The organism is Sphingomonas sp. Root241, from assembly GCF_001428865.1.
Classification (GTDB): Bacteria; Pseudomonadota; Alphaproteobacteria; order Sphingomonadales; family Sphingomonadaceae; genus Sphingomonas.
In genome coordinates, this window is the sequence record NZ_LMIV01000003.1 from 69,375 (window position 1) to 92,646 (window position 23,272).

At 65.4% G+C, this 23,272-nt stretch carries 22 protein-coding genes; 7 read left to right on the forward strand and 15 right to left on the reverse strand.

Going from position 1 to position 23,272, the window contains the following annotated elements; genetic code table 11:
- Positions 1-304: 304 nt before the first annotated feature.
- From pth to ASE13_RS15670, 5 genes are all read right to left on the reverse strand, one after another.
- Positions 305-874, reverse strand: coding sequence for an aminoacyl-tRNA hydrolase (gene pth, locus ASE13_RS15650; protein ID WP_056618109.1), 570 nt, complete (start codon positions 872-874; stop codon positions 305-307).
- 81 nt (positions 875-955) lie between these two features.
- The gene (locus ASE13_RS15655; protein ID WP_056618112.1) at positions 956-1,579 is read right to left on the reverse strand and encodes a 50S ribosomal protein L25/general stress protein Ctc; all 624 of its coding nucleotides are present in this window, start codon (positions 1,577-1,579) and stop codon (positions 956-958) included.
- 257 nt (positions 1,580-1,836) lie between these two features.
- A complete protein-coding gene (locus ASE13_RS15660) occupies positions 1,837-2,319 on the reverse strand; it encodes an SRPBCC domain-containing protein (RefSeq protein ID WP_056618115.1) in 483 nt (160 codons plus the stop codon).
- Positions 2,316-2,660, reverse strand: a complete 345-nt coding sequence (locus tag ASE13_RS15665) for an ArsR/SmtB family transcription factor (protein ID WP_056618118.1) — start codon at positions 2,658-2,660, stop codon at positions 2,316-2,318. The genes ASE13_RS15660 and ASE13_RS15665 overlap by 4 nt, the downstream gene beginning before the upstream one ends.
- Positions 2,661-2,778: 118 nt before the next feature.
- The gene (locus ASE13_RS15670) at positions 2,779-3,666 is read right to left on the reverse strand and encodes a TraB/GumN family protein (RefSeq protein ID WP_056618121.1); all 888 of its coding nucleotides are present in this window, start codon (positions 3,664-3,666) and stop codon (positions 2,779-2,781) included.
- A gap of 66 nt (positions 3,667-3,732) precedes the next feature.
- Between ASE13_RS15670 and ASE13_RS15675 the strand changes: the two genes are divergently transcribed.
- The 3 genes from ASE13_RS15675 to ppdK all read left to right on the forward strand — a co-directional run bounded on the left by ASE13_RS15675 (position 3,733) and on the right by ppdK (position 10,107).
- Entirely contained in the window at positions 3,733-4,599 is an 867-nt protein-coding gene (locus ASE13_RS15675; RefSeq protein ID WP_235537012.1) for a glycine--tRNA ligase subunit alpha, read from the forward strand.
- A 229-nt stretch (positions 4,600-4,828) separates the two neighbouring features.
- Positions 4,829-7,273 carry a glycine--tRNA ligase subunit beta gene (gene glyS, locus ASE13_RS15680; RefSeq protein ID WP_056618127.1) on the forward strand — a complete coding sequence of 815 codons (2,445 nt, stop codon included), beginning with the start codon at positions 4,829-4,831 and terminating at the stop codon, positions 7,271-7,273.
- A 173-nt stretch (positions 7,274-7,446) separates the two neighbouring features.
- Entirely contained in the window at positions 7,447-10,107 is a 2,661-nt protein-coding gene (gene ppdK / locus ASE13_RS15685) for a pyruvate, phosphate dikinase (RefSeq protein WP_056618130.1), read from the forward strand.
- A gap of 43 nt (positions 10,108-10,150) precedes the next feature.
- Here ppdK and ASE13_RS15690 read toward each other — a convergent pair whose 3' ends face one another.
- The 8 genes from ASE13_RS15690 to ASE13_RS20425 form a co-directional block, all read right to left on the reverse strand.
- A complete protein-coding gene (locus tag ASE13_RS15690; protein WP_056618133.1) occupies positions 10,151-10,423 on the reverse strand; it encodes a hypothetical protein in 273 nt (90 codons plus the stop codon).
- A 78-nt stretch (positions 10,424-10,501) separates the two neighbouring features.
- On the reverse strand, positions 10,502-11,494 hold the full coding sequence (locus ASE13_RS15695) for a type II secretion system F family protein (protein WP_056618136.1): 993 nt from the start codon (positions 11,492-11,494) through the stop codon (positions 10,502-10,504).
- Between the two features lie 2 nt (positions 11,495-11,496).
- A complete protein-coding gene (locus ASE13_RS15700) occupies positions 11,497-12,474 on the reverse strand; it encodes a type II secretion system F family protein (RefSeq protein WP_056618139.1) in 978 nt (325 codons plus the stop codon).
- Between the two features lie 50 nt (positions 12,475-12,524).
- Entirely contained in the window at positions 12,525-13,802 is a 1,278-nt protein-coding gene (locus ASE13_RS15705; protein ID WP_056618142.1) for a pilus assembly protein CpaE, read from the reverse strand.
- Complete coding sequence (locus tag ASE13_RS15710; protein WP_056618145.1) at positions 13,799-14,422, reverse strand: CpaD family pilus assembly protein; 624 nt, start codon at positions 14,420-14,422, stop codon at positions 13,799-13,801. The genes ASE13_RS15705 and ASE13_RS15710 overlap by 4 nt, the downstream gene beginning before the upstream one ends.
- An 18-nt stretch (positions 14,423-14,440) precedes the next feature.
- On the reverse strand, positions 14,441-16,132 hold the full coding sequence (locus ASE13_RS15715; protein ID WP_056618148.1) for a type II and III secretion system protein family protein: 1,692 nt from the start codon (positions 16,130-16,132) through the stop codon (positions 14,441-14,443).
- A complete protein-coding gene (gene cpaB / locus ASE13_RS15720) occupies positions 16,133-17,155 on the reverse strand; it encodes a Flp pilus assembly protein CpaB (RefSeq protein ID WP_056618150.1) in 1,023 nt (340 codons plus the stop codon). It lies immediately after the preceding gene.
- 55 nt (positions 17,156-17,210) lie between these two features.
- On the reverse strand, positions 17,211-17,876 hold the full coding sequence (locus ASE13_RS20425) for a prepilin peptidase (protein ID WP_321164353.1): 666 nt from the start codon (positions 17,874-17,876) through the stop codon (positions 17,211-17,213).
- A 58-nt stretch (positions 17,877-17,934) separates the two neighbouring features.
- On the opposite strand from ASE13_RS20425, the gene ASE13_RS15730 reads away from it, so the two are divergent.
- The 4 genes from ASE13_RS15730 to ASE13_RS15740 all read left to right on the forward strand — a co-directional run bounded on the left by ASE13_RS15730 (position 17,935) and on the right by ASE13_RS15740 (position 20,703).
- Entirely contained in the window at positions 17,935-18,882 is a 948-nt protein-coding gene (locus ASE13_RS15730) for an alpha/beta fold hydrolase (protein ID WP_056618153.1), read from the forward strand.
- Entirely contained in the window at positions 18,879-19,961 is a 1,083-nt protein-coding gene (locus tag ASE13_RS15735) for an NAD(P)/FAD-dependent oxidoreductase (protein WP_056618156.1), read from the forward strand. Before ASE13_RS15730 ends, ASE13_RS15735 begins: the two co-directional genes overlap by 4 nt.
- 40 nt (positions 19,962-20,001) lie before the next feature.
- Complete coding sequence (locus tag ASE13_RS19545; RefSeq protein WP_082596912.1) at positions 20,002-20,175, forward strand: YegP family protein; 174 nt, start codon at positions 20,002-20,004, stop codon at positions 20,173-20,175.
- 120 nt (positions 20,176-20,295) lie between these two features.
- Entirely contained in the window at positions 20,296-20,703 is a 408-nt protein-coding gene (locus ASE13_RS15740) for an acyl-CoA thioesterase (protein ID WP_056618159.1), read from the forward strand.
- Positions 20,704-20,779: 76 nt separating this feature from the next.
- Here ASE13_RS15740 and ASE13_RS15745 read toward each other — a convergent pair whose 3' ends face one another.
- The gene (locus ASE13_RS15745) at positions 20,780-21,958 is read right to left on the reverse strand and encodes a glycoside hydrolase family 88 protein (protein WP_056618162.1); all 1,179 of its coding nucleotides are present in this window, start codon (positions 21,956-21,958) and stop codon (positions 20,780-20,782) included.
- A complete protein-coding gene (locus tag ASE13_RS15750) occupies positions 21,955-23,250 on the reverse strand; it encodes an oligosaccharide MFS transporter (protein WP_082596914.1) in 1,296 nt (431 codons plus the stop codon). The genes ASE13_RS15745 and ASE13_RS15750 overlap by 4 nt, the downstream gene beginning before the upstream one ends.
- Positions 23,251-23,272 lie beyond the last annotated feature (22 nt).

Below are 23,272 nucleotides of genomic sequence, written 5' to 3' on the forward strand. Positions count from 1 at the left end.
CTCCGGGAAACCGGGGCCCCTTTTCCGTGGCCTTGGGCCGTATCGACAGCCATTTCCCTCTCCCGACGGGAGAGGGTTGCGCAGACTTGGTCTCTGCACAGCCGAGACTAAAGTTGAGGGCTCATACTAAAACACGTCATCCCCGCGAAAGCGGGGACCCATCTCCTGAGCGAGCGGCAAAACGCACCGGTGCATTTGTGGAAACTGTCGGAGATGGGTCCCCGCTTTCGCGGGGATGACGGTAACGGGCTGCGATGGACGCGGTACAGCTGCTATGAATCAACGGCTCGTATAGGTTCTCACCCTAGTCCTGCAGCCGCAGCGCGATTTCGCTCATGAAGCGGGCGTCGTTGCCGCCCGCCAGCCACGCCGCTTCCGCCGCGATCGCGCCCAGCATGTCGGTGAGCGGCTCGATCTCCGCCTTGGCATAGTTGCCGAGTACATAGCTGGTCACCCGGTCCTTGTGCCCGGGATGGCCGATGCCGATCCGCACGCGGCGGAAGTCCGGGCCGATATGCGCGTCGGTCGAGCGCAGGCCGTTATGCCCCGCGGTGCCGCCGCCCATCTTCACCTTCACCTTGAAGGGGACGAGATCCAGCTCGTCGTGGAAGACGGTGATGTCGGCCGGGGTCAGTTTGTAGAAGTCCATCGCCGCGCGCACGGCGCGGCCGCTCTCGTTCATGAAGGTGCCGGGCTTGAGCAGGATCAATTTGTCGGTGCCGATCCGTCCTTCCTGCGTCCAGCCCTGGAACTGCTTCTTGGGCGTCGAGAAATCATGCACCTCGGCGATGGCGTCCACGGCCATGAAGCCGACATTGTGCCGGTGCATCGCATATTGCGGGCCTGGATTGCCCAGGCCGACCCAGAGCTGCATGCATCAAACCCCAAAAAGAAAATCGCCCCCGCACCTAGGGCGCGGAGGCGATTTTTTGAACTGCGAAGTTCGCTTGGGCGATTACTCGCCTTCGCCCTCGGCCGCAGCTTCTTCGGTTGCGGTCTCGGTGTCGCCTTCGCTCGACTTGAGCGCCGACGGGGCCACCACGGTCGCGATGGTGAAGTCGCGGTCGGTGATCGCCGAGGTCGCGCCCTTGGGCAGGGTCACCGCCGAGATGTGGATCGAATCGCCGACTTCGACGCCCTTGAGCGAGATCTCGATCTGGTCGGGGATCTCGGCCGCGTCGCACACCAGCTCCAGCTCGTGACGGACGACGTTGAGCACGCCGCCGCGCTTGATGCCGGGCGCTTCTTCCTCGTCGGTGAACACGATCGGCACGTTGACGTGCACGCTGGCATGCTCGGAGATGCGCAGGAAATCGACATGGATCGGACGATCGCTCACGACGTCGAAGGCGACGTCCTTGGGCAAGGTGCGCTCGCCATTGACCATCACGACCGAGTTCATGAAGTGGCCGGTCATCAGCAGCTTCATCAGCTCGCGTTCGCTGACGTGGATGCCAACGGGGTCTGCCTTGTTGCCGTAGATAACGGCGGGGACGCGGCCTTCACGACGAAGCGCCCGGGAGGCTCCCTTGCCAGCCCGGTCGCGCGTCTCGGCCGACAGCGTAAGCGATTCGCTCATGTGTCGTTCCAATGCGCTAAAGTGTTTCAGTTCCCATGCCGGACAGGCCTCCAGGGATGACCCTGTCGCAGCAAGCGCGCGCCTCTAGCCGAAAGGGGGCGCAAAGGCAAGGTCACCAGTTCCTCCCCGGCACGGGGAGGGGGACCCCCGCCGAAGGCGGTGGTGGAGGGGGCTCTCCACCACCGAATTCCTTTGTGGCGCTCCCCCTCCACCAGCCTGCGGCTGGTCCCCCTCCCCGTGCCGGGGAGGAATTTCGATCACACCAGTTCGGGCAGCAACTCGTCGAGCTTGTCGAGGCTCTGGCTCCAGCCTTCCTTCATGCCCTTGAGCGCCGGGATCATCCGCTCGCTCACCTGCGTGACGAGGGTGGTCATGTGCATCAGCGTCCCGCCGCCTGGAGCATCCTCGAACACGAAGGTATCCTCATGTTCGATTCCCCAGCTCCCGTCGTCTTCCTGGAAGGCGCGCAGCACGAAACGCATGCGGTTCGGGCGGTCGACTTCGAGGAATTCGCCATAGACCGGGTTGGTGCCGAAGGGCTCCGGGCCGCGCATATCGATGCGGATCTTGCCGCCCGGGCGCACGTCGGTTTCGCAGACCGGCGCGTCGAATTCGCGCGGGCCCCACCAGCGGGCGAGATGCTCGGCCCTGGTCAGGCAGTCGAACACCAGTTCGCGCGGCGCGGCGAAGGTGCGGACGATCGTCATTTCAGTGCCCACACCGGGTTCGGTCACAGTCATTTCTTCTCTCCTTCTTCCTGCAGTCGCTTCAGATACAAATCGAGGTCGTCGAACTTCTCCTCCCAGAAGCGGCGATAGGCATCGAGCCATTCGCTCGCCGCCTTGAGCGCTTCCGGCTCGAGCTTCGCCGGGCGTTGCTGCGCCGTGCGGCCGCGCGAGATCAGCCCGGCGCGCTCGAGCACCTTCAGATGCTTGGTCACTGCCGGCCCGCTCATCGCGAAGGGGCGGGCGAGTTCGCCCACCGAAGTCTCGCCGCGCGCCAGCCGCGCGAGGATCGCGCGCCGGGTCGGATCGGCCAAGGCCGCGAATGTCGCGCTCAATGCGTCGGGTGTCGGGCTCATATAACCTCCTAGTTAGATAACCTATCAGTTAAATAACGGGGAGAGTCAAGCCTCCACGCATCACATGCGTGATTTTTTTGGAAATGGGGGTGATCGGAGAGAGGAGCGGCTGCGAGGCTTAGTAGCGGACGCGTTCCGCCTTGAGCCCGCGCTTCGCCAGCTCCGCCTGCACTGCCGCCGGTCCGGCGAGATGTCCCGCGCCGACCGCGACGAACACGACGCCCGGCCGCTTCATCCGCTCGCTCAGCCACGCCGCCCATCGGGCGTTGCGCTTCGCCAGCAGCGCGTCGGCCAGTTCGGGTGCGCGGCCGAGATCCTCGTTCATCATCCGCGCCAGCCCGTCGGCATCGCCCGCGCTCCACAATGCGACCATGCGGTCGATCGTCTCGCCCGCTTTGGGCAGATCGTCGATCGTATCGATCAGCAGCGCGCGCTGCGCCGCCAGCGGCAGGCGATCGAAATAGCCGAGCTGCTCGCGCGCGGTCTCCAGTCCGGTGACGGGCTTGCCCGCCGACTTCGCCGCCGCGGTCAGCACCGCCTCCGCACCGTCCTTCTCGTCATAGCCGAGCTGCCGCAGCGGCGCCGCCGAGAGCATCGTCGCCGCCAGCCACGGTTCGGCGCGATCGAGCGCGCCCGGCGCCAGCCCAATCTCGGGCAGCGCGGCCCGGAACTTCGCCGCCTCGGCGGGCGGAAGCTGGTCGGGCAGGGAAGGCCCCGCGGGCGACATCCCCAGCTCGCTGACCAGCGCCTGCATCTCGGGCTGCTCCGGCATCACCAGCTCGAGCACGAGTTCGTTGCTGGCGTCGAACGCGGACTTCACGCCCTCGTCGAACCAGCTCAGCCCGGGCTTGAGCATGTGCACCGTGCCGAACAGATAGATCGTCGTGTCGGCGTCCCTGACCACCCACAAGGCAGGATCGGCGTGGTTCGCCGGCTTCTCCGGCCCCTTCGCCTCGCACCCGCCCAGCGCCAGCAGCGCCGCTCCGATCAGCCATTTCCGAAACATCGCGCGACAGGAGGCGATCACTGCATCCTTGTCAACGTGGGCGCACCACGCCAAAGCACCGCGCATATGTCCGAACCCCTAAGCTTCCAGCGCATGATCCTGAAGCTCCACGATTACTGGAGCGAGCGGGGCTGCGTGATCCTCCAGCCCTACGACATGCGCATGGGCGCCGGCACCTTCCATCCGGCGACGACGCTCAAGGCGCTCGGCCCCGATCCGTGGAACGCGGCCTTCGTCCAGCCCTGCCGCCGCCCGACCGACGGTCGCTATGGCGAGAACCCGAACCGGCTGCAGCATTACTACCAGTACCAGGTGATCCTGAAGCCGAGCCCGCCCGATCTGCAGGAGCTCTATCTGGGCAGCCTCGCCGCGATCGGGATCGACTTCACGAAGCACGACATCCGCTTCGTCGAGGACGATTGGGAATCGCCCACGCTCGGTGCCTGGGGCCTCGGCTGGGAAGTCTGGTGCGACGGGATGGAAGTCACCCAGTTCACTTATTTCCAGCAGATGGGCGGCTTCGATTGCAAGCCGGTGGCGGGCGAACTCACCTACGGGCTCGAGCGCCTCGCCATGTACATCCAGAACAAGGACAGCGTGTACGACCTCGCCTTCAACGACGCGGGCGTCAGCTATGGCGACGTGTTTCTCGAGAACGAGAAGCAGATGTCGAAGTGGAACTTCGAGATCGCCGACACCGAGGCGCTGTTCGATCTGTTCCGCAAGGCCGTCGCCGAATGCGAGAACTGCCTGAAGGCCGAGCTGCCGATCCCCGCGTACGAACAGGCGATCGAGGCGAGCCACGTCTTCAACCTGCTCAACGCCCGCGGCGTGATCTCGGTCGCCGAACGCCAGGCCTATATCGGCCGCGTCCGCGATCTGGCGAAGGGCTCGTGCGAAGCGTGGATGGCGAAGAACGGGTGGGCGGCGTGATGATCATACCAAGCCGCCAGACGAAGAAGAATTTGTTCACGCAAAGGCGCAAAGGCGCGAAGCGTGGCCTCCGCCGCGTCAGCGGCTTCCCAAATCACGCCCGTGCGAGGTCGCATGCGATCATTAAGGCGGCTGACGGCGTCGTAAAGCGTGCACTCTTGGCGCCTTTGCGCCTTTGCGTGAACCAATCTTTCTTCTTTGGCGCCTCAGCGCCTTCGCGTGAACAACTATGACCGAAGACTTCCTTCTCGAACTGCGCTGCGAGGAAATCCCCGCGCGGATGCAGGAAAAGGCGCGTGCCGATCTGGCGTCGCTGTTCGAAGCGCGGCTCAAGGCGCTCAACCTGCCGTTCGAGGCCATCGAGAGCTACGCCACCCCGCGCCGCCTCGCACTGATCGTCCGCGGTGTCGCCGAAACCACCGCGGCGATGACCGAGGAGCGCAAGGGTCCCCGCGCCGACGCGCCCGACGCCGCGATCCAGGGCTTTCTCCGCTCGACCGGGCTCACCCGCGAGCAGCTCGTCGCGCGCGACGACGGCAAGGGCGGGCAAATTCTGTTCGCCGTGATCGAGCGGCCGGGCATGGTCGCGGGCCCGGTGCTCGCCAGCGCGATCAGCCATGTCATCCACGCTTTCCCCTGGCCCAAGTCAATGCGCTGGGGCGCGGCGTCGCAATCGACCGAGAGCCTGCGCTGGGTGCGCCCGCTGCAGGGCATCATCGCCTTGCTCGGCGACAAGCTGGTCCCGGTCGAGATCGCGGGGATCAAGAGCGGCACGCAGACCGTCGGCCATCGCTTCCACCATCCCGGCGTGATCACGATCGGGTCGGCAAACGACTATGTCGAGAAATTGCGCGCCTGCCACGTCGTGGTCGACGGCGCCGAACGCCGCGCGATCATCGCGGTCGGCGCCACGATGGCCGCACGGAAAGCGGGCCTCACGCTGGTCGAGGACGAAGGGCTGCTGTTCGAAAATGCCGGGCTCACCGAATGGCCGGTGCCGTTGCTCGGCCGTTTCGATCCCGAATTCCTCTCGGTCCCGCCCGAAGTGATCCAGCTCACCGCGCGCGTAAACCAGAAATACTTCGTCTGCCGCGACGCCGACGGCAAGCTCGCCAACGCCTTCGTCTGCACCGCGAACATTGACGCGAGCGACGGCGGCGCGAAGATCGTCGAAGGCAACCAGAAGGTGCTGGCGGCGCGTCTGAGCGATGCGCGGTTCTTCTACGATACCGACTTGAAGGTGCCGCTCGAGGAGCAGGCGAAGAAGCTCGAGAAGATCGTCTTCCACGAGAAATTGGGCACAGTGGCGGACAAGGTGGATCGCGTGGCGAAGCTCGCGCGCTGGCTGGTGGAAGAGGGCATCGTCACAGAAAAGCCCCTCCCCTTCAGGGGAGGGGTTGGGGGTGGGGCCTCGCCGTCTCACCGAGACCCTTCGCCCGAGGACAGGCCCCACCCCAACCCCTCCCCTGAAGGGGAGGGGCTTAATTTGGCAGACCTCGCCGAACGCGCCGCGCGCCTCGCCAAGGCCGATCTCGTCACCGGAATGGTCGGCGAGTTCCCCGAGCTCCAGGGCCTGATGGGCGGCTATTACGCCGCCGCGCAGGGCGAGGACCCGCAAGTCGCAGAAGCGATCCGCGATCACTACAAGCCGGTCGGGCAGGGGGACGACGTCCCGACCGCGCCGGTGACGGTGGCGGTGTCGCTGGCGGACAAGCTGGATACGATATGCTCGTTCTTCTTTGAGGAAATGCCGCCTACGGGCACACGCGACCCTTACGCGCTGAGGCGTGCAGCATTGGGCGTGATTCGCGTTGTTCTTGATACCCGCACGCGACTTCCTCTTGGCGGCGTTGTTGCCAATACGGTTGGCCGCGTCGCTGCCATGCAGATGGGACGATTGGCTCGCGAGAAGGTCGAAGCATTAATCTCCGCCATGGAGGAATTAGAGGGGCCGCTTTCCCCTTCAGACCGCGCCGATATTCTTGAACATTATGGAGACCATCTCCGGAATCGCGAATTTGCTGAACGTCTTCTGCAGGAGCCGTTCGATAGAACTAAAGCGCAGGTTGCAGACTTCTTCGCCGATCGCCTCAAAGTCCAGCGGCGCGAAGCCGGCGTCCGCCACGATCTGATCGACGCGGTGTTCGCGCTCGGCGGCGAGGACGATCTCGTCCGCCTGCTCGCCCGCGTCCACGCGCTGCAGGCGTTCGTCAGCACGCAGGACGGCAAGAACCTCCTCGCCGGCTACAAGCGCGCGGCGAACATCCTCAAGAAGGAAGGCTATTCTCCTCCCTCTCTCCGCTTGCGGGGAGAGGGCCGGGGAGAGGGGGACTCTTCCGCGAGCCTTTCGCCCGAGGATATGCCCCTCTCCCCGGCCCTCTCCCCTGAAGGGGAGAGGGAGTTTGCGCTGTCCTACACGCCGGAACCCGAGGAAGCGGATCTCGTCGCAGCCCTCGCCGCGGCCGAGCCCAAGGCAAGCGCAGCGATCGAGCGCGAGGATTTCGAAGCCGCGATGGCCGCACTCGCCACGCTCCGCGCCCCGATCGACGCCTTCTTCGACAAGGTCACGGTCAACGATTCCGACCCGGCAAAGCGGGAAAACCGGCTCAACCTGCTCGCGCGGATGCGTGATGCAGTGCACAAAGTCGCCGATTTCTCGAAGATCGAAGGCTGATTTATCCGACTTATTGCGCAGACGGAACGGCACGATTTTGGCTAGTCTTTACGAACCTTTGGCCATCCGCCGCGCGTCTGGAACCTGACAACGCAATCAGAGCTTCCGCCTTGTTCGCAGTCGCGGTAGGCGCCTCCCGTCCCGGGGCGGCGCCTCCAGCATAAGGATCAGGGATGACGCAGTACGTATACCGCTTCGGCGGTGGGGTTTCGGACGGCGGCAACGGCGACAAGAACCTGCTCGGGGGCAAGGGCGCCAATCTCGACGGCATGGCCTCAATCGGCTTGCCTGTCCCCCCCGGCTTCACGATCAGCACCCCCGTCTGCGCACTCTATTACGATTCCGGCGAGTCCTTTCCGGACAGCCTCAAGGCCGAAGTCGCCACCGGCATCACTCATATCGAGGGCGTGACGGCCAAGAAGTTCGGCGACCCCGCCGATCCCTTGCTCGTCTCCGTCCGCTCGGGCGCCCGCGTGTCGATGCCCGGCATGATGGACACCGTCCTCAATCTCGGCCTCAACGACGCGACCGTGCAGGGCCTCGCCGCCACTTCGGGCGACGATCGCTTCGCCTGGGACAGCTATCGCCGCTTCATCCAGATGTATTCGGATGTCGTCCTCGGGCTCGATCACGGCCGCTTCGAGGAAGCGCTGGAGATCGCCAAGGAAGATAACGGCTTCAGCCTCGATACCGAGCTGAGCGCCAAGGACTGGCAGAAGCTCGTCGCCGAATACAAGGCCATCGTTGAGGAACTCTGGAGCAAGCCCTTCCCGCAGGACGTGCACGACCAGCTCTGGGGCGCGATCGGCGCGGTGTTCGGATCGTGGCAGTCCGAGCGCGCCAAGGTCTATCGCCGCCTCAACGACATCCCCGGCGACTGGGGCACCGCGGTCAACGTCCAGGCAATGGTGTTCGGTAATATGGGCGAGACGTCGGCCACCGGCGTCGCCTTCACCCGCGATCCCGCCAAGGGCGACAACGCTTATTATGGCGAGTTCCTGATCAACGCGCAGGGCGAGGACGTGGTCGCCGGCATCCGCACGCCGCAATATCTGACGCGGGCCGCGCGCGAGGCGGCAGGGGCCAAGCCGCTGTCGATGGAAGAAGCGATGCCCGAGGTCTACGCCCAGCTCGCCGGCGTCTTCGAGACGCTCGAGACCCATTATCGCGACATGCAGGACATCGAGTTCACCGTCGAGCGCGGCAAGCTCTGGATGCTCCAGACGCGCAGCGGCAAGCGCACCGCGAAGGCGGCACTCAAGATCGCAGTCGACATGGCGAACGAAGGCCTGATCACGCAGGAAGAGGCGATCCTGCGCGTCGATCCGATGGCGCTCGATCAATTGCTCCACCCGACGCTCGATCCCAATGCCACGCGCGACGTGCTGACCAAGGGCCTGCCGGCCTCGCCGGGCGCCGCTTCGGGCTTCGCCGTGTTCGACAGCGACACCGCCGAGAAGCGCGCCGCCGCGGGCGATTCGGTGATCCTCGTCCGCGTCGAGACTTCGCCCGAGGACATTCACGGCATGCATGCGGCCAAGGGCATCCTCACGGCGCGCGGCGGGATGACCAGCCACGCTGCGGTGGTTGCGCGCGGCATGGGGCGGCCCTGCGTTTCGGGCGCGGGGACGCTGGCGATCGTCGCCAAGGAGAAATTGTTCCGCGTCGGCGGGCGCGAAGTGCGCGAGGGCGACACGATCACGATCGACGGCGCCACCGGCGAAGTGATGTTCGGCGCGGTGCCGACCGTCCAGCCCGAGCTGTCGGGCGATTTCGGCACGTTGATGGTCTGGGCCGATACCAAGCGCCGGCTCAAGGTCCGCGCCAATGCGGAGACGCCGCTCGATTGCCGCACCGCGCGCGAGTTCGGTGCCGAGGGCATCGGTTTGTGCCGCACCGAGCATATGTTCTTCGAAGGCTCGCGGATCACTGCGGTGCGCCAGATGATCCTCGCCTCGGACGAGAAGGGGCGCCGCGCGGCGCTCGACAAATTGCTGCCCGAGCAGCGCAGCGATTTCGTCGAGATCTTCGAAGTGATGGCGGGGCTGCCCTGCACGATCCGCCTGCTCGATCCGCCGCTCCACGAATTCCTGCCCCATGAGGAAGCCGAGTTCGAGGAAGTCGCCAAGGCCGCCGACATCGACGTCGAGACGCTGCGTCGCCGCGCTGCCGAGCTCCACGAGTTCAATCCGATGCTCGGCCATCGCGGTTGCCGCCTCGGGGTGACCTATCCCGAGATCTACGAGATGCAGGCGCGCGCGATCTTCGAGGCGGCGGTGCTGGTCGCGGAGAAATCGGGCGCGGCGCCGATCCCCGAAGTGATGATTCCTTTGGTCGCCACGCGGCGCGAGCTCGAGCTGATGAAGATCGTCGTCGACAAGGCCGCCGAGGCCGTGTTCGCCGAGAAGGGCCGTCGTATCGAGTACCTCGTCGGCACGATGATCGAGCTGCCCCGCGCTGCGCTGCGTGCGGGCGAGATTGCCGAAATCGGCGAATTCTTCAGCTTCGGCACCAACGATCTGACCCAGACCACTTTGGGCGTGAGCCGCGACGATGCCGCGCGTTTCCTGACCACCTATGTCGAGAAGGGCATCTATGCCCGCGATCCGTTCGTCAGTCTCGACGTCGAGGGCGTGGGCGAGCTGATCGCGCTCGCGGCCGAACGGGGCAGGGCGACGCGGCCCGGGATCAAGCTCGGAATCTGCGGCGAACATGGCGGCGATCCCGCCTCGATCGCGTTTTGTGAGGCGACCAGCCTCGATTATGTCTCCGCCTCCCCCTACCGCGTGCCTATAGCCCGCCTGGCAGCCGCCCAGGCGGCCCTCAAGGCCTGATAATCCTCCCATGCTCCGGCCTTCGCCGGAGCTCTGCGGGATTTCAGTAAGGGTCCACCGGCCCGGTCGGCGTTACGGGGGTTACCGCGCGCAGGCGGGCATTCTCCGCCTCCAACTCGCGTAAGCGCCGCTGTGCCTCGCGCAGTTCGGCGCCGGTCTCGTCGCGATAGGTGCGGTGGCGCAGCTCTTCGTCCTGATAGCGCTCGCGCCACTTGCTGCGGCCCGAGCGCGCGGCGAGGCCGAAGAAGAATCCGGCCAGCAGCGTGATGCCCAAGGCGATGAACTGCGTGACGGTGTCGAAAGGCAATCCCTGCATCGCTCGATCTCCTCATGGCCCCGCGCGCGGGCTGACTCGTCCGCAACGTCTATGCCACCGTAACGATCGAAACGGGAATTAGTGCATCAGGGCGTCGTTGATCGAGCAGGCCGCAGGGCCGAGGATCACAATGAACAGCACCGGCAGGATGAACAGGATCAGCGGCACCGTCATGATCGCGGGCAGGCGCGCGGCCTTTTCCTCGGCGCGCATCATGCGCTCGTTGCGGAATTCGCTCGAGAGGACGCGCAGCGCCGAAGCGAGCGGGGTGCCGTATTTCTCGGTCTGGATCATGGTCGTGACCACGCCGCGGATCGCATCGAGATCGATGCGGTTGGCAAGATTCTCGAACGCCATGCGGCGATCGGTGAGGAAGCCCAGCTCGATCGCGGTCAGCGAGAATTCCTCGCCGAGCTCGGGATAGGCCTTGCCGAGTTCCTTTGAGACGCGGGCGAAGGCGGCGTCGACGGTGAGGCCCGCCTCGGCGCAGATCACCAGCAGGTCGAGCGCGTCGGGAAGCCCCTTGCGGATCGCGTGGCTGCGCTTGGTGATCTTGTTTTTCAGATAGATGTCCGGCGCCTTGTAGCTCAGGATGAAGCTGACCGCGACGAGGCCATATTTCTTGAAGGCGCTCCAATCGAGGAACATGTCGGTGCCGTAGACCATGTACAGGATCGGCCCGCCGATCACGATCGGCAGGACCAGTCGGCCGAAGATCACGGCGACCGCCCATTCCTTGCGGCGGATGCCGGCCTGGAGCAGCTTGGTTTGCGCGACCTGGATCTGGCTCTCCTGCAGCACCTTCATCGAAGACAGCAGCGAGCGAATCCGGTCGGTCGTCTCGTTCTTCTGGACCAGCTTGGCGCGGCGCTTGGACGTCGAGGCGGTGATGCCTGCCTTGAGCTGTTCGCGCCGGTCGTTGAGCGCCTTGACGCGCTTCGCCATCGGATCGCGCACCGTGGTGGCGGTGTAGATCGCGAAGAAGACCGCGGAGGCGGCGACGGCACTCAGGAGGGTCGCGACCCAGAGGACGTCGACGCCGAGCAAAGTGGGGCCGGTGGGCGTTGTCATCATCAGATCTCGAAATTGACCATCTTGGCCATGATGAAGGCGCCCAGCGCCATCCAGATGAGCCCACCGCCGCCGGCGATCATCAGGCGCTCATCCTTGAAGAAGTTGGCCATGTAGTTGTTGTTGATGAACCACACCATGGTGAACACGATGAACGGCAGGGATCCGACGATCAGCGCCGAAGCCTTGGATTCCGACGACATCGCCTTGATCTTGAGCTTCATCTGCGCGCGCTTGCGCAGCACGTCGGCCAGGTTGCCCAATGTCTCGGCAAGGTTGCCGCCCGTCTCGCGCTGGATCGCGATAGTGATGGTGAAGAATTGGAATTCAGGCGTGCCGAGCCGGTCCGCGGTTTCCTGCAGCGCGGCGTCGAGGGTGCGGCCGATCTTCATCTTGTCGGACACCGAGCGGAACTCCTCGCCGACCGGGCCGGCGACTTCCTGGCCCACGACACCCATCGTTTCGGTGATCGGAAGACCCGAGCGCAGGCCGCGCACGAGCAGTTCGATCGCGTCGGGGAATTTCGCTGTGAACTTGGTGATGCGGCGCTTGATGAAGAAGCTTACCACCTTGTGCGGCAGGCCGATGCCAAGGAACAGCGAGAGGAACAGCGCCAGCCAGATCGGCGCGCCGTTGAGATAGAGCAGCGCGCCGGGCACGATGATCAGCCCCAGCGTGATCATGCCGTACTGGCTCAGCGTCCAGCTCTTGCCGGTCATGTTGAGCCGCTTCTGGAGCAAGGCAGGATTGGGCAGGAAACGCGAGGCGGCGAGGTCCATCCCCGTTGCGCTCCTGGCGGTAACGCGTCGGATCTGCGCTTCCATCGCCGCTGCGCCGGCGCTGCCCGAATGGCGCTCGCGCACTCCGGTCAGGCGCCGCGCACTTGCGCGCGCGGCGTTCGGCCCGGAAAAAGCGAGCACCATCAGCGAGAGCACCATGAAGGTGCCCCCACCAAGCATCAAAACCGGCAGCAGTTCCACGCCGACGTGCCTCCGAACCCGTTAACCCGCGCAGCCTAGGCGCGGATTGGTTACTTCTTTGCCTTTGACGGCATCTTGACCTTGATCTTGTCGAACAAGGAGCTGCCCTTCGATCCCTTGGCGGGCGTGGCCTTGTCGTCACGCTCGCCGGAATCGGTGATGACGGTGATCCGCGTTGCGAGGTCCGCCAGCGGTGCCAGCGACTTGGCCGATTTGCCCGCTTCGGCGAGCGGTTTGCCGAGCTTGGCGGCCTGGGCCGCGAATTTCTGCTCGAACGGGATCAGCACGTCGATCTTGCGCTCGATCGAGCCTTCGAAGTCCTTGCGGCTGATCTCGAGCACCGCCTGCGGCTGGACCTTGTTGGCGACGACGATGACCTGGGTCTGCGGCGCGTTCGACTTGAACCAGCTGAGGATGCGGATCGCGTCGCGCGCGGCGGCGAGCGTGAGCTCGGTGACGAGTACCGCAACCTGCACGTCGGTGATCAGATGCGGATGGTTGACCAGCATGTTGCGCGGCAGATCGACCACGGTGCATTCATACGCCCCGCGCATCTCTTCCTGCAGCTGATAGAATGCGGCGCCGTCGGTCAGAACCGGGGCGTTGATCGGCGCCTCGGCCGAGAGCACGGCGAGCCGATCCGAGGCCTTCACCATCGCGCGCTCGATGAACAGGCCGTCGATGCGGCTCGGATTCTCGATCGCATCGGTCAGGCCGCGGCCGGGCTCGAGATCGAGCGCGAGCGCCCCGGTGCCGAAATGCACGTCGAGGTCCAGCAACGCGGTCGTGCGCCTGTGCTTGTCGCTCAGCAGCCACGCCAGCGAAGTCGCGATCGTCGATGCGCCGCAACCGCCGCGCGTGCCGATCACCGCCACCGCGCAATGCGGCACGTCGCTGCCCGGCTCGGCGAGCTTGGGCGCGTTGAGCGCGGCCTGCGCTTGGGAAAAGGTGTCGCGCAGTGCGTCCGGGTTGAGCGGCTTGAGCAGATAGTCATGGATCCCGCTCGCGACGAGGTCACGATACAGGCGCACGTCGTTGACCTGTCCCGATGCGATGACGATCGTGCCGGGCTCGCACACTTCGGCGAGAGCGTTGATGTCGTTGAGCGGATCGCCCGATTCGGAAAGGTCGACGAACAGCACGTTCGGGCTCGCCGAGACCGACAGGGTCTGTACGGCGTTGCGCAGCCCGCCCTTGTTGACCTTTTCGGGCGACCAGCCGAGCTCGACCGCGATCGGGCGCAGCGCCTCGGCCGTCGCCTCGTCGCAGACGAAGGCGACGAACGGCTCGCGATGGCCGGTACGCGAGGGATTGAAGGGCGCGTTCACTTGGTGCCTCCGTCGGTCTTCACGGTGCCGCCGCTGCCCGAGGGCTTGGCGCCACGTAATGCATTGATCGCCTTGTTGCCGGTCATCTGATCGCTGACCGGCGAACCGGAGGCGCCACGGACCAGATCGCCGGGATCGGCGACCATCGCGGCAAGATTGCTGTTGGTTGCGCAGCCGTAGTTGGAGCTGGTGCTCGCCGAGAAGTCAGGCGCATAGACGCGCGAATAATCGGGGCAGTTGGGAACGCTGGCGGTCATCCGCGTGACCACCACGCGCACGGTACCCGGGGCGATCTGCCCGACCGTGACCGGTGCCTGATCCGACAGGATCAGGCCGTATTGGTTTGCCTGCGCCGCGATCTCGTCACGCGCGCTGGTGCCGTTCCCACCGTCGTCGATCGCTACGCGATCGCCGTAGCGAAGCCCCATCGACTGAAGCCAGCCTGCGAGCCGCTGACCTTCGCCGCGTGCAAGCCCGTTGCCCGCGGTCTGGACGTCGAAGACGTAATCGTTTCGTTCGACCACCGGCTGATACACCGAGTCGACGCCGCCATTATAGGTCCCGCACGCGCTGAGCAGCGCGATCGGAGCCAGGAGGAGGGGAGTGAAGCGCGACAACATTGCGATCTCCTCAGGACATCAGAAGCCGAAGCCGGGGACAGCGGAGCCACCCTTTTTCGGCTTGGACGGGGCGGGCGCAGCCTTGGGAGGCTGCCTGACCGGATTGGCGGGGACGGGCATCGCCGGCCCCGGCGCGAACGCTCCGACCGCCGGCGTCGCACTGCTGGGCGCCATGGTCGGCTTGGGCCGGTCGCCGCCGGTGTCGCCGGCGCTCAGCTGGCCGCCGAAGATCCGTTGAAAATCGTTGGGTGCGCGATAACCGTCGGTCGGCAGCACGATCTGGTTCGCGTTGACCGGCTTCACCAGATACGGCGTGATGACGATCATCAGCTCGGTCTCGTTGCGCTGGAAGCCGTTCGAGCGGAACAATGTTCCCAGGATGGGGACGTCGCCCAATCCGGGAATCTTGCTGATCGAGTTGTTGTGGGTGTTCTGCAGCAGGCCGCCGATCACCATGCTTTCGCCCGAACCCAGCTCGACCGTGGTCTCGCTGCGGCGCGTGCTCAGCGCAGGGATGATGGTGCCGTTGAACTGAACGGCGCCGGACGACGAAAGCTGCGAAACTTCCGGACGGACGCGAAGCGAGATACGGCCATCTGCCAGCACGGTTGGCGTGAAGGCCAGGCTCACGCCATATTGCTTGAATTCGATCGACACCGCGCCGAGCGCCTGGGCGATCGGAATAGGGATTTCGCCGCCGGCCAGGAAGGTCGCGGTCTCGCCCGAGAGCGCCGTCAGGTTCGGCGTGGCCAGCACGGTCACCTGGCCCATCGTCTCGCCCATGTCGATTGCGGAGAGCACGTCCATGCCGAACAGCTTGCCCGCCAATCCGAGGGTCGAGAAATCGTTGCCCTTGGCGATGTTCGTCACGTCCGTGGCGCGCGGATTGAGGAACTGGCCGGTCGACGGATCATAGGGTCCTTCGATGTAGCCGCCGTTCGGGGTCGGAATGCGCGCGATCGGGAAACCGGCCAGCTGGCCGGCGGTGAAGGCGCCGGGGTTGCGCCCGGTGGCTACGCCGAAGGTGAAGCCGCCTGTCTGGTCGCGGGTCGCGATATTGACGCCGACATTCTTGGCGAAGCTGCGGTTCACTTCGGCGAAGCGCACCTGAAGGTTCACCTGCAGCGGCGTCGCCGTCTTGAGGCGATTGATAACGCCGATCTTGAGCGGCGTCGCCGGATCGGAGATGTTGATGCCGGGGTTGAGCAGCGAAGTCACCAAGCGCTGGGCCTGCTCGCTGTCGTCCGGAGACGCGACCGTTCCGGTGAGCACTGCGATCTGCCCGACGGTGGTCACCTTGATGTCCGCATCGGGCATCGCCGCCCGCATCATGCGATCGATCGAAGTGATGTTCTGGCTCACCCGGACGTTGGTCGAATAGACCACGGTGCCGCTGGCGGTGGTCGCGAAGATCGTCGCCTCGCCGTTTTCCTTGCCGAACAGATGGATCTGGCGCGGGTTGGCGACGTACACGTCGGCCACCCCCGGATTGGAAGTCCATACGTTGGCGACGTTGGCGGGAAGCGTGATGAGCTCGCCCTGGCCGACCGAGAGAAGAACCTCGCTGGTCGGGCGCTGTGCGCCGACCGGAAGATTCCCTACGCGTGCCTGTGGGCGCGACTGGGCCATCACTTGGGCGGGCAGGCTCATCGCCAGGGCCGCCGTCACCGTGGCGCCAAGCGCCCGGTTCAGGAGTGTGTTGCTGCGCATCTAGTTCTTACCCCCGACCTCAATCTCGGTCACAGCGTTGCCCCGGGCAACATTGACCACCGGCCCCTTCTTGACGGGCACACCCCCCGGATAACTGCCGGGCATCGGCTGTGCGCCGCTGCGATCGCTGGACTTGCCGGGGACCGTGCTGCGCTGAAAGCGCGACACGTCGGCGCCAGTGGCGAAGCCGCCAGCACCTTCCATCGGACGGGCCGCGACACGCGCCAGCATTTCCTTTTCCTTCTTGGGATCGCCATCGGTGGGCACGTCGACCTCACCGCTGGCGATCGCCTGCTCGAGATCGCTTTGGTTATCGGCGATCGATCGCAGCGACAGCGAGAGCGAACCGACGGTCTGCGCAACGGCGAGCTTCTCGGCGATCTTGGGCGTCGCCTCGACGGTAACCGTCGAGAACGTGTTGACGACGGTATTACCCTTGTCGTCGGTCTGCTTGTCGGTCTTCTGGTCGGTGGCGAGCACCCGCAGGTTGCGCAGGATCGTCTCCGATGCCTTGAGCGGCGGACCATCACCGCCGCCGGCGACCGTCTGGGTCAGCACCAGGTCGATGCGATCGCCCGGGAAGACGAAGCCCGACACATTGGCACCTTGTGCGGACACTGGAACCGTGACGGCACGCATGCCGGGCCCGAGCGCAGCGGCGAGGAAGCCGCGATCGCCGGGCTTGACCAATGCACCCTGCGTGATCGGCTGGCCCGCGGGAATGGCGAAACGGACGACGGTGCCCTGCAGCTTGGCGGGCTCGGACTCGCCTTTGATGTAATAGGCGCCTTCGATCAGTTCCTTCGGCCAGGCGACGAACTTCACCGACGTGGCGTCGAGGATCGTGCCCACCGGAAGCGCGCGCGTGGCGACCATCACTTCGGTGGTGTTCTGCGGAGCAGCAGCTGGAATGGCATTTGCGACGGGCGCTGGCGCACCCATCAGGATGTTGCGTGCCATGAACGCCGTGATCGCTGCGACCACGAGTGCGCCTACGAGCAGAATGAGCTTGCGTGCATCCATTTCGCTTCAAGCCTTTTCAATTACATCGCCGGTTGAGTTGCTCCGGCGTTAAGCATCACGTGAACTGGTTAAGAATCGGTTCGCGAAGAACGAGCAGTGCCGAAATGGCGATCGCCACTCCGTACGGAGTCTCCGGGACGATGCCGCGCTTGCGTGCCGCACGGGCCCCGACGAGCAGCAGCACGCCCAGGCCAGTGACGAGCGCCATCGCCACGATCGCAGTTGCGATGGGCTGGCCGAGCAGCGCGCGCGCGACGCTGAGCCGGCTCGAATAGACGAGCGCGACCGCCGCCGCGGCGGCCGCAAGGATGGGTGCGATCGTGCGCCACGGCAGTTTGCGGAGCCCGCCGCTGAGCTGGGTCCAGCGGTCGGCGACCATGACGATCGTCAGCGCACCGCCGACCAGCGACATCAGCACCAGCATGTAGATCAGGGGCTGTACCGGCAGCCACAGCGCCAGCGCGCCGAGCATCTTGACGTCGCCGCCGCCCATCTGTCCGATCGCGAAGGCGCCGATGAAGAAGATGAAGACGATGCTGGCCACGCCGATTTGGGTGGCGACGTCCGGCCACAGGGCCAGCCCGTTGGCCCACCACCAGGCGGGCGCGAGCAACGCGATCGCCGCGTTCTTCCAGTTGGCGATGTTGCGCGAACGCGCGTCCTCGATCCCGGCTGAGACCAGAAGCAGGCCGAGCGCGCCCAGCAGCAAGGTTAGAAACACATCCCCCATCCCGCCTAAGGCCTAGACGACATGGCTTATCAAAACGTAACCAGCCTCCATGGCAACTTCCCTTAAGGACCGCCGCGCCCTTCCTGCCGGCGCCCGCATCGATCATTGGGCCGCGCCGGACGGCTGGAAGCATCGGGTGTTCGACTGGCGCGCCGAGGGGCAGGCGACCCGAGGCTCGATCCTGTTCCAGGGCGGCCGCGGGGACATCTTCGAGAAATATCTCGAAACCTTCGCGCACTGGCATGCGGCAGGCTGGAACGTCACATCGTTCGACTGGCGCGGGCAGGGCGGCTCGGGCCGGCTAACGCCCGCGAAGAATTGCGGTCATATCGAGGATTATGGCGACTATATCCGCGACCTGACGGATTTCTGGGCGGCGTGGGAACCGGCTAATCCGGGCCCGCGAGCGGCGATGGGGCATTCGATGGGGGGGCATCTCGTGCTGCGCGCGCTGGTGGAAGGCGCGATCCGGCCCGACGCCGCGGTGCTGGTAGCGCCGATGCTCGGCTTCAAGCCCGGCATCTTCGGCCCGTTCGCCGAGCGCGCCGCGCGCTTCCTCGGAGGCCTCGGCGACACTGCACGGCCCGCCTGGAAGGGGAACGAGAAGCCCTACACCACCGAGACCCGCGCCTCGCTGCTCACGCACGATCCCGATCGCTATGCCGACGAGATCTGGTGGCAGACCGAGCATCCGGAAATCCTCACCGGGCCGCCGAGCTGGCGCTGGGTGATCGAGGGGTTTCGTTCGATGCGCGAACTCGCCGCCGATCCGCGGCTCGAAGCGATGCGCGTGCCGACCTTGGTGCTGGTTGCGGAAAAAGACGGGCTGATCGACGGCAAATCCGCGCTCAAGATCGCGCCACGCCTGCCCGATGTCCGCCTGATCACCTTCGGCAAGGAGAGCGCACACGAAATCCTCCGGGAAACCGAGGCCGTGCGTGACCGTGCGCTAAGCGAGATCGATGCCTTTCTCGACGCGAGGGCAGCGGCGCGGTGAAGCGCTACGATATCGCCATAGTCGGCGCGGGGATCGCCGGCGCGAGTCTCGCCGCCGAAGTCGCGCCGCATGCCAGCGTGCTGCTGCTCGAGGCCGAGGATCGCCCCGGATATCATTCCACCGGGCGTTCGGCAGCCTTCTGGTCCGAGACGTACGGCGGGCCTGACATCCAGCCGCTCACCACGGCGTCGGGGCCGCTGCTAGCGGCGGGCGGGTTCCTCGAACCGCTCGGATCGCTCCATATCGGCCGCACCGAAGAGCGGTCGGCAATCGATGCTTTCCTCGTGGAGTTCGAAGGCTCGGGCGTCGAGCTGCGCGCGGTCGATCCGCGCGATATGCTTCCAGGTCTGCGCCCCGAATGGACGCTCGGCGTATACGAGCCGACTTGTGAATATATCGATGTCGGCGGGCTGCATGGGGCATATCTCGCCGCCGTTCGTCGCGCCGGAGGCGAACTCGCCGTCTCGGCCAACCTCGAAGGCGCGACGCGCGCGAATGGCCGTTGGTTGCTGGACACGCGCACCGGACGATTCGAGGCCGACATCCTCGTCAACGCCGCCGGTGCCTGGGCGGACCCGGTTGCGGCGATCGCAGGAGCCAGGCCGCTCGGCATTCAGCCCTATCGCCGCACGATGCTCCAGCTCCGCACCGATCCTGCGCCGCCCGAACATTGCCCGCACGTCGCGCATATCGGCGGCAGCTTCTACTTCAAGCCCGAGGCAGGCGGGCGGCTGTGGCTCAGCCCGCATGACGAGACTGCCTGCGATCCATGCGATGCCGCGCCCGAGGAACTCGATGTCGCGATCACGATCGATCGCTTCGAGCATGTCGTCGACTGGCGCGTCGCGGCGCTCGAGCACAAATGGGCGGGCCTGCGCAGTTTCGCCCCTGATCGGCTCCCGGTCTACGGCTTCGATCCGGCGGTCCAGGGCTTTTTCTGGTGCGCGGGACAGGGAGGCTTCGGCATCCAGACCGCACCCGCCGCGGCGAAACTTGCGGCGGCGTTGCTGCTCGGCAAACCGCTGGGCGCAGAAGTCGCTCATCTCGACGCAGGTCGATACGCGCCCCGGCGATTCTGATCCATGGTTGCGGCTCCGCAACGAAACAACGGAGGGGCTCATGGCGCACAAATTCGTGATCGAGCAGAACAAGGCGGGCGAGTATGTCGCCAAGTTCAAATACAATGCCGAGACGATCTTCTGGACCGAGGGCTACACGTCCAAGGCGTCGGCAAAGAATGCGATCGAGTCGATCCTCAAGAACGGCCCGGACGCGCCTGTCGACGAGGGGTGACGCCGGCAGGCTGCGCGATTGCCGTTACGGAAACGGGCAGTTGATCGGAAACTGAGGATTTCTGCAGCTTTCCGATGAATTCGCTCGCTGCGAATCGCGTCCGGTGGTACTTTGTGGACCATGCAAGGTACTGCGCGCCCATATCAATTTCCCATCGATGTCTCCCGCGACGACATCGACTTCATGGGCCACGTCAACAATGCCAGCTATCTGAAATGGGTGCAGGAGGCGGTGATCAGCCACTGGCGCGGGCTCGCTCCGCCCGAGGCGGTCGCCCAGCATCTCTGGGTCGCGCTCAAGCACGAGATCACCTATCGCCGCCCGGCCTTTCTCGACGATGATGTCGTCGCGACGGTGTTGCTGGAAAAGGTCCAGGGCGCGCGCGCATTCTACGAGACAGTGATCAAGCGCGGATCGGAAGTGCTCGCGGAGGTCAAATCGAGCTGGTGCTGCCTCGACGCCGAGACACTGCGCCCGGCGCGGCTGGCGCAGAACGTGATCGAGCGCTTCTTCACCAAGCCGGACTGAGACGCCCGCGGCCCCAGGATAGTTGAAGCCGGCCGAAACATGCCAAGGCAAGGCTGCCCAGCCGCCGGACACGCTGCTAGCTCCAATATGGCATCCACACGTTTCTCAGGCGCATCAGGGCCTCGAGGTAGAAATAGTCGCCCCAGATGCATGCCTCGTCGACTCCCGCGCCGTTCGGCATGTGGTATACCGCATGCAGCAGCAGTGCGTTCGATCCCTCGATCGGTGCTGCATATCCGTGGCCAAGGGATTGGACGATGCGCCACGCCCATGCGGCGTAGGTGTCACGCCGCACGTCCGAAACAGGCAGCGCCTTCACCAGTTCGAGCAGTCCGCATGCCGCGATCGTGGCCGCGGAGCTGTCGCGGGGGGTGGTGGTGTCGTCGGTGAAGACGAGGTCCCAGCAGCAGATCCCATCCGCGGGAAGGCGATTGAGGAAGTAGTTCGCAAGCCGCGCGGCGAGTTCGACATAGGCTTTGTCGCCCGTGTGCAATCCGCCCAGTGCGAAGCCGTAGATGCCCCAGGCCTGGCCGCGGGCCCAGCAACTGTCGTCCGAAAACCCCTGATGCGTGCTGCCAAAACGCGGCTGGCCGGAGGCTGTATCGATGTAGAAGGTGTGGAAGGTCGACGCATCCGGCCGCACCAGATAGCGCGCGGCCTGGCGCAGGTGGCGGGTGGCCGCATCCCCGAAGCTCGGATCGCCGGTCTCCCTGCCGGCCCAGAAGAGCAGCGGCAGATTGAGGTTGCAATCGATGATCATGCGGCCGCGCTGGGCCGGATCGCGCATGTCGCCCCACGCCTGGATGACGTTCGCGACACCGTCGAACCGCCCGAGCAACAGCTTCGCCGCCTCCAGCCCCGCGGCGCGCCCGGCCTCGCTTCCGGTGAGCTGATGCGCGGCGCATGCCGACAACGTATAGAGGAAGCCGAGGTCGTGATGATCGACATTGACCCGCCGTTTCACGCGATCGAGGAACGATGCGACATTCTCGTCGGCCGCCGCGCGATAGGCGTCGCGCCCGGTCATCTGCCAGGCGAGCCAGAGCATCCCGGTCCAGAAGCCGTTCGTCCATTCGACATTGTCGATCGGCGCATAGGTTCCGCTTTCGCTGGAAGGCGCGGGGAAGTGGTCCCTGAACTGCGGCATCGTCCTGTCGAGCCGGGCCAGCGCCTGCGCGATCAGCGCGTCCAGTTCGGCGGGCTCGGAAGGGCGCAGCTCCAGCGTCGCGAGCGGCTCGTCTGCGATCTCGTTCATCGGGCGGCCGATCCCAGCGGGCGCACGTCGGCGCCACCCGATGGATCGAGCGGCGCGACGGTCGGCGGCTCGGTGGCGGACGATGCCCGACCGGTCTCCCGCGGCGTCGGTGACAAGGCGAACCACGACACGGTCCAGAAGACCAGCGCCATCGCCGCTATCAGGAAGTAGGTGTTCTGGAACCCGAGACGGTCATAGCCGATTCCGGCCAGCGGGGAGAGGATGGCGAGCCCGAGGGAATGCCCGAAGCTGACGCCCACCATGTACACCGTCGCGGCATGCCGTGCTTCGAAATGGTAGGCGATGTACCGGAAGAGCGAGACGGCGAGGATCGGCAATTCGATCGCGTGCATCATCTTGCACGCCGAAATGGTGGCGGGGCCGATCGCCAGTCCCGACGCCGCGATGCGCAGGATCATGATCGCCGTGGCGATCATCAGGCCTCGCGTGGCGCCGATGCGCCGAACCAGGAAAGGCGCGAGGAACATGCCGCCGGCTTCCACGAATATCTGCGCGGAATTGAGATAGCCGAACATCGCGTTCCCCGCCTCGGGCGTCGGGAACAACGACGAGAAGTAGAAGGGGAATTGCTGGTCGTAGACCAGATACAGATTGGTCACGCCCAGGATGAGCACCATGAAGCCCCAGAATTTGGGCTGCGTGAAGAGAACCGCCGAATCCCGCGGTGTCAGCCGATCCGCGAGCAATTGCTCGCCGGCGTCCCTCTCCACGCGCGCGGCCGCCAGGATCGGCAGCAATACGATGCCCGCGACGCTGGCCAGGACGAAGTTGATGCCCGGGTCGATATTGTACAGCTCGCCGGAGAACATGGCCGCGCTGGCGAAGCCGAGCGAGCCCCACAGGCGCACCCGGCTATACTCGAACCCATATTTGCGGCCCACGCGATCGACATAGCTTTCGAGCGCATAGCTCCCGGCGATGAAAGTGACGCCGAGATAGATGCCGCCGATCACTGCGCCGATCACGATGTTCCACCGCAGCAGCGGCGCATAGACGAAGCTGAAGAACAGCCCCGAGAGCACGACCAGCAAGGCGATGGCGGCGGGCACGACCCGGCGAAGGCCCATGCGGTCCGAGAGGTAGCCGTAGAGCGGCTGCGCGCACATGGCGCCAATGAAGTTCGCCGAGAAAACCGTTCCTGCCTCGACGCCGTTCAGACCGAGCCCGCGCGTCAGCCAGATGGACAGCAGCGACATGGTCATCGCCTGCGCGAAGAAGAAGCAGAACAGGAACGCGCTCAGCGCCGCGTAATTGCGCCTCGTGTCACCCATCGCGGCTTCCTCTCTTTCTGTT

Coding starts and splice junctions, on each gene's coding strand:
- ppdK (WP_056618130.1), top strand. CDS start 7,447: ATGACGCAGTACGTATACCGCTTCGGCGGTGGGGTTTCGGACGGCGGC.
- ASE13_RS15675 (WP_235537012.1), top strand. CDS start 3,733: ATGTCCGAACCCCTAAGCTTCCAGCGCATGATCCTGAAGCTCCACGAT.
- ASE13_RS15740 (WP_056618159.1), top strand. CDS start 20,296: ATGCAAGGTACTGCGCGCCCATATCAATTTCCCATCGATGTCTCCCGC.
- ASE13_RS15710 (WP_056618145.1), bottom strand. CDS start 14,422: ATGTTGTCGCGCTTCACTCCCCTCCTCCTGGCTCCGATCGCGCTGCTC.
- ASE13_RS15750 (WP_082596914.1), bottom strand. CDS start 23,250: ATGGGTGACACGAGGCGCAATTACGCGGCGCTGAGCGCGTTCCTGTTC.
- pth (WP_056618109.1), bottom strand. CDS start 874: ATGCAGCTCTGGGTCGGCCTGGGCAATCCAGGCCCGCAATATGCGATG.
- ASE13_RS15660 (WP_056618115.1), bottom strand. CDS start 2,319: ATGACTGTGACCGAACCCGGTGTGGGCACTGAAATGACGATCGTCCGC.
- ASE13_RS15655 (WP_056618112.1), bottom strand. CDS start 1,579: ATGAGCGAATCGCTTACGCTGTCGGCCGAGACGCGCGACCGGGCTGGC.
- ASE13_RS15665 (WP_056618118.1), bottom strand. CDS start 2,660: ATGAGCCCGACACCCGACGCATTGAGCGCGACATTCGCGGCCTTGGCC.
- cpaB (WP_056618150.1), bottom strand. CDS start 17,155: ATGGATGCACGCAAGCTCATTCTGCTCGTAGGCGCACTCGTGGTCGCA.
- ASE13_RS15745 (WP_056618162.1), bottom strand. CDS start 21,958: ATGAACGAGATCGCAGACGAGCCGCTCGCGACGCTGGAGCTGCGCCCT.
- ASE13_RS15730 (WP_056618153.1), top strand. CDS start 17,935: ATGGCAACTTCCCTTAAGGACCGCCGCGCCCTTCCTGCCGGCGCCCGC.
- ASE13_RS15690 (WP_056618133.1), bottom strand. CDS start 10,423: ATGCAGGGATTGCCTTTCGACACCGTCACGCAGTTCATCGCCTTGGGC.
- ASE13_RS15715 (WP_056618148.1), bottom strand. CDS start 16,132: ATGCGCAGCAACACACTCCTGAACCGGGCGCTTGGCGCCACGGTGACG.
- ASE13_RS15695 (WP_056618136.1), bottom strand. CDS start 11,494: ATGACAACGCCCACCGGCCCCACTTTGCTCGGCGTCGACGTCCTCTGG.
- ASE13_RS15670 (WP_056618121.1), bottom strand. CDS start 3,666: ATGTTTCGGAAATGGCTGATCGGAGCGGCGCTGCTGGCGCTGGGCGGG.
- ASE13_RS19545 (WP_082596912.1), top strand. CDS start 20,002: ATGGCGCACAAATTCGTGATCGAGCAGAACAAGGCGGGCGAGTATGTC.
- glyS (WP_056618127.1), top strand. CDS start 4,829: ATGACCGAAGACTTCCTTCTCGAACTGCGCTGCGAGGAAATCCCCGCG.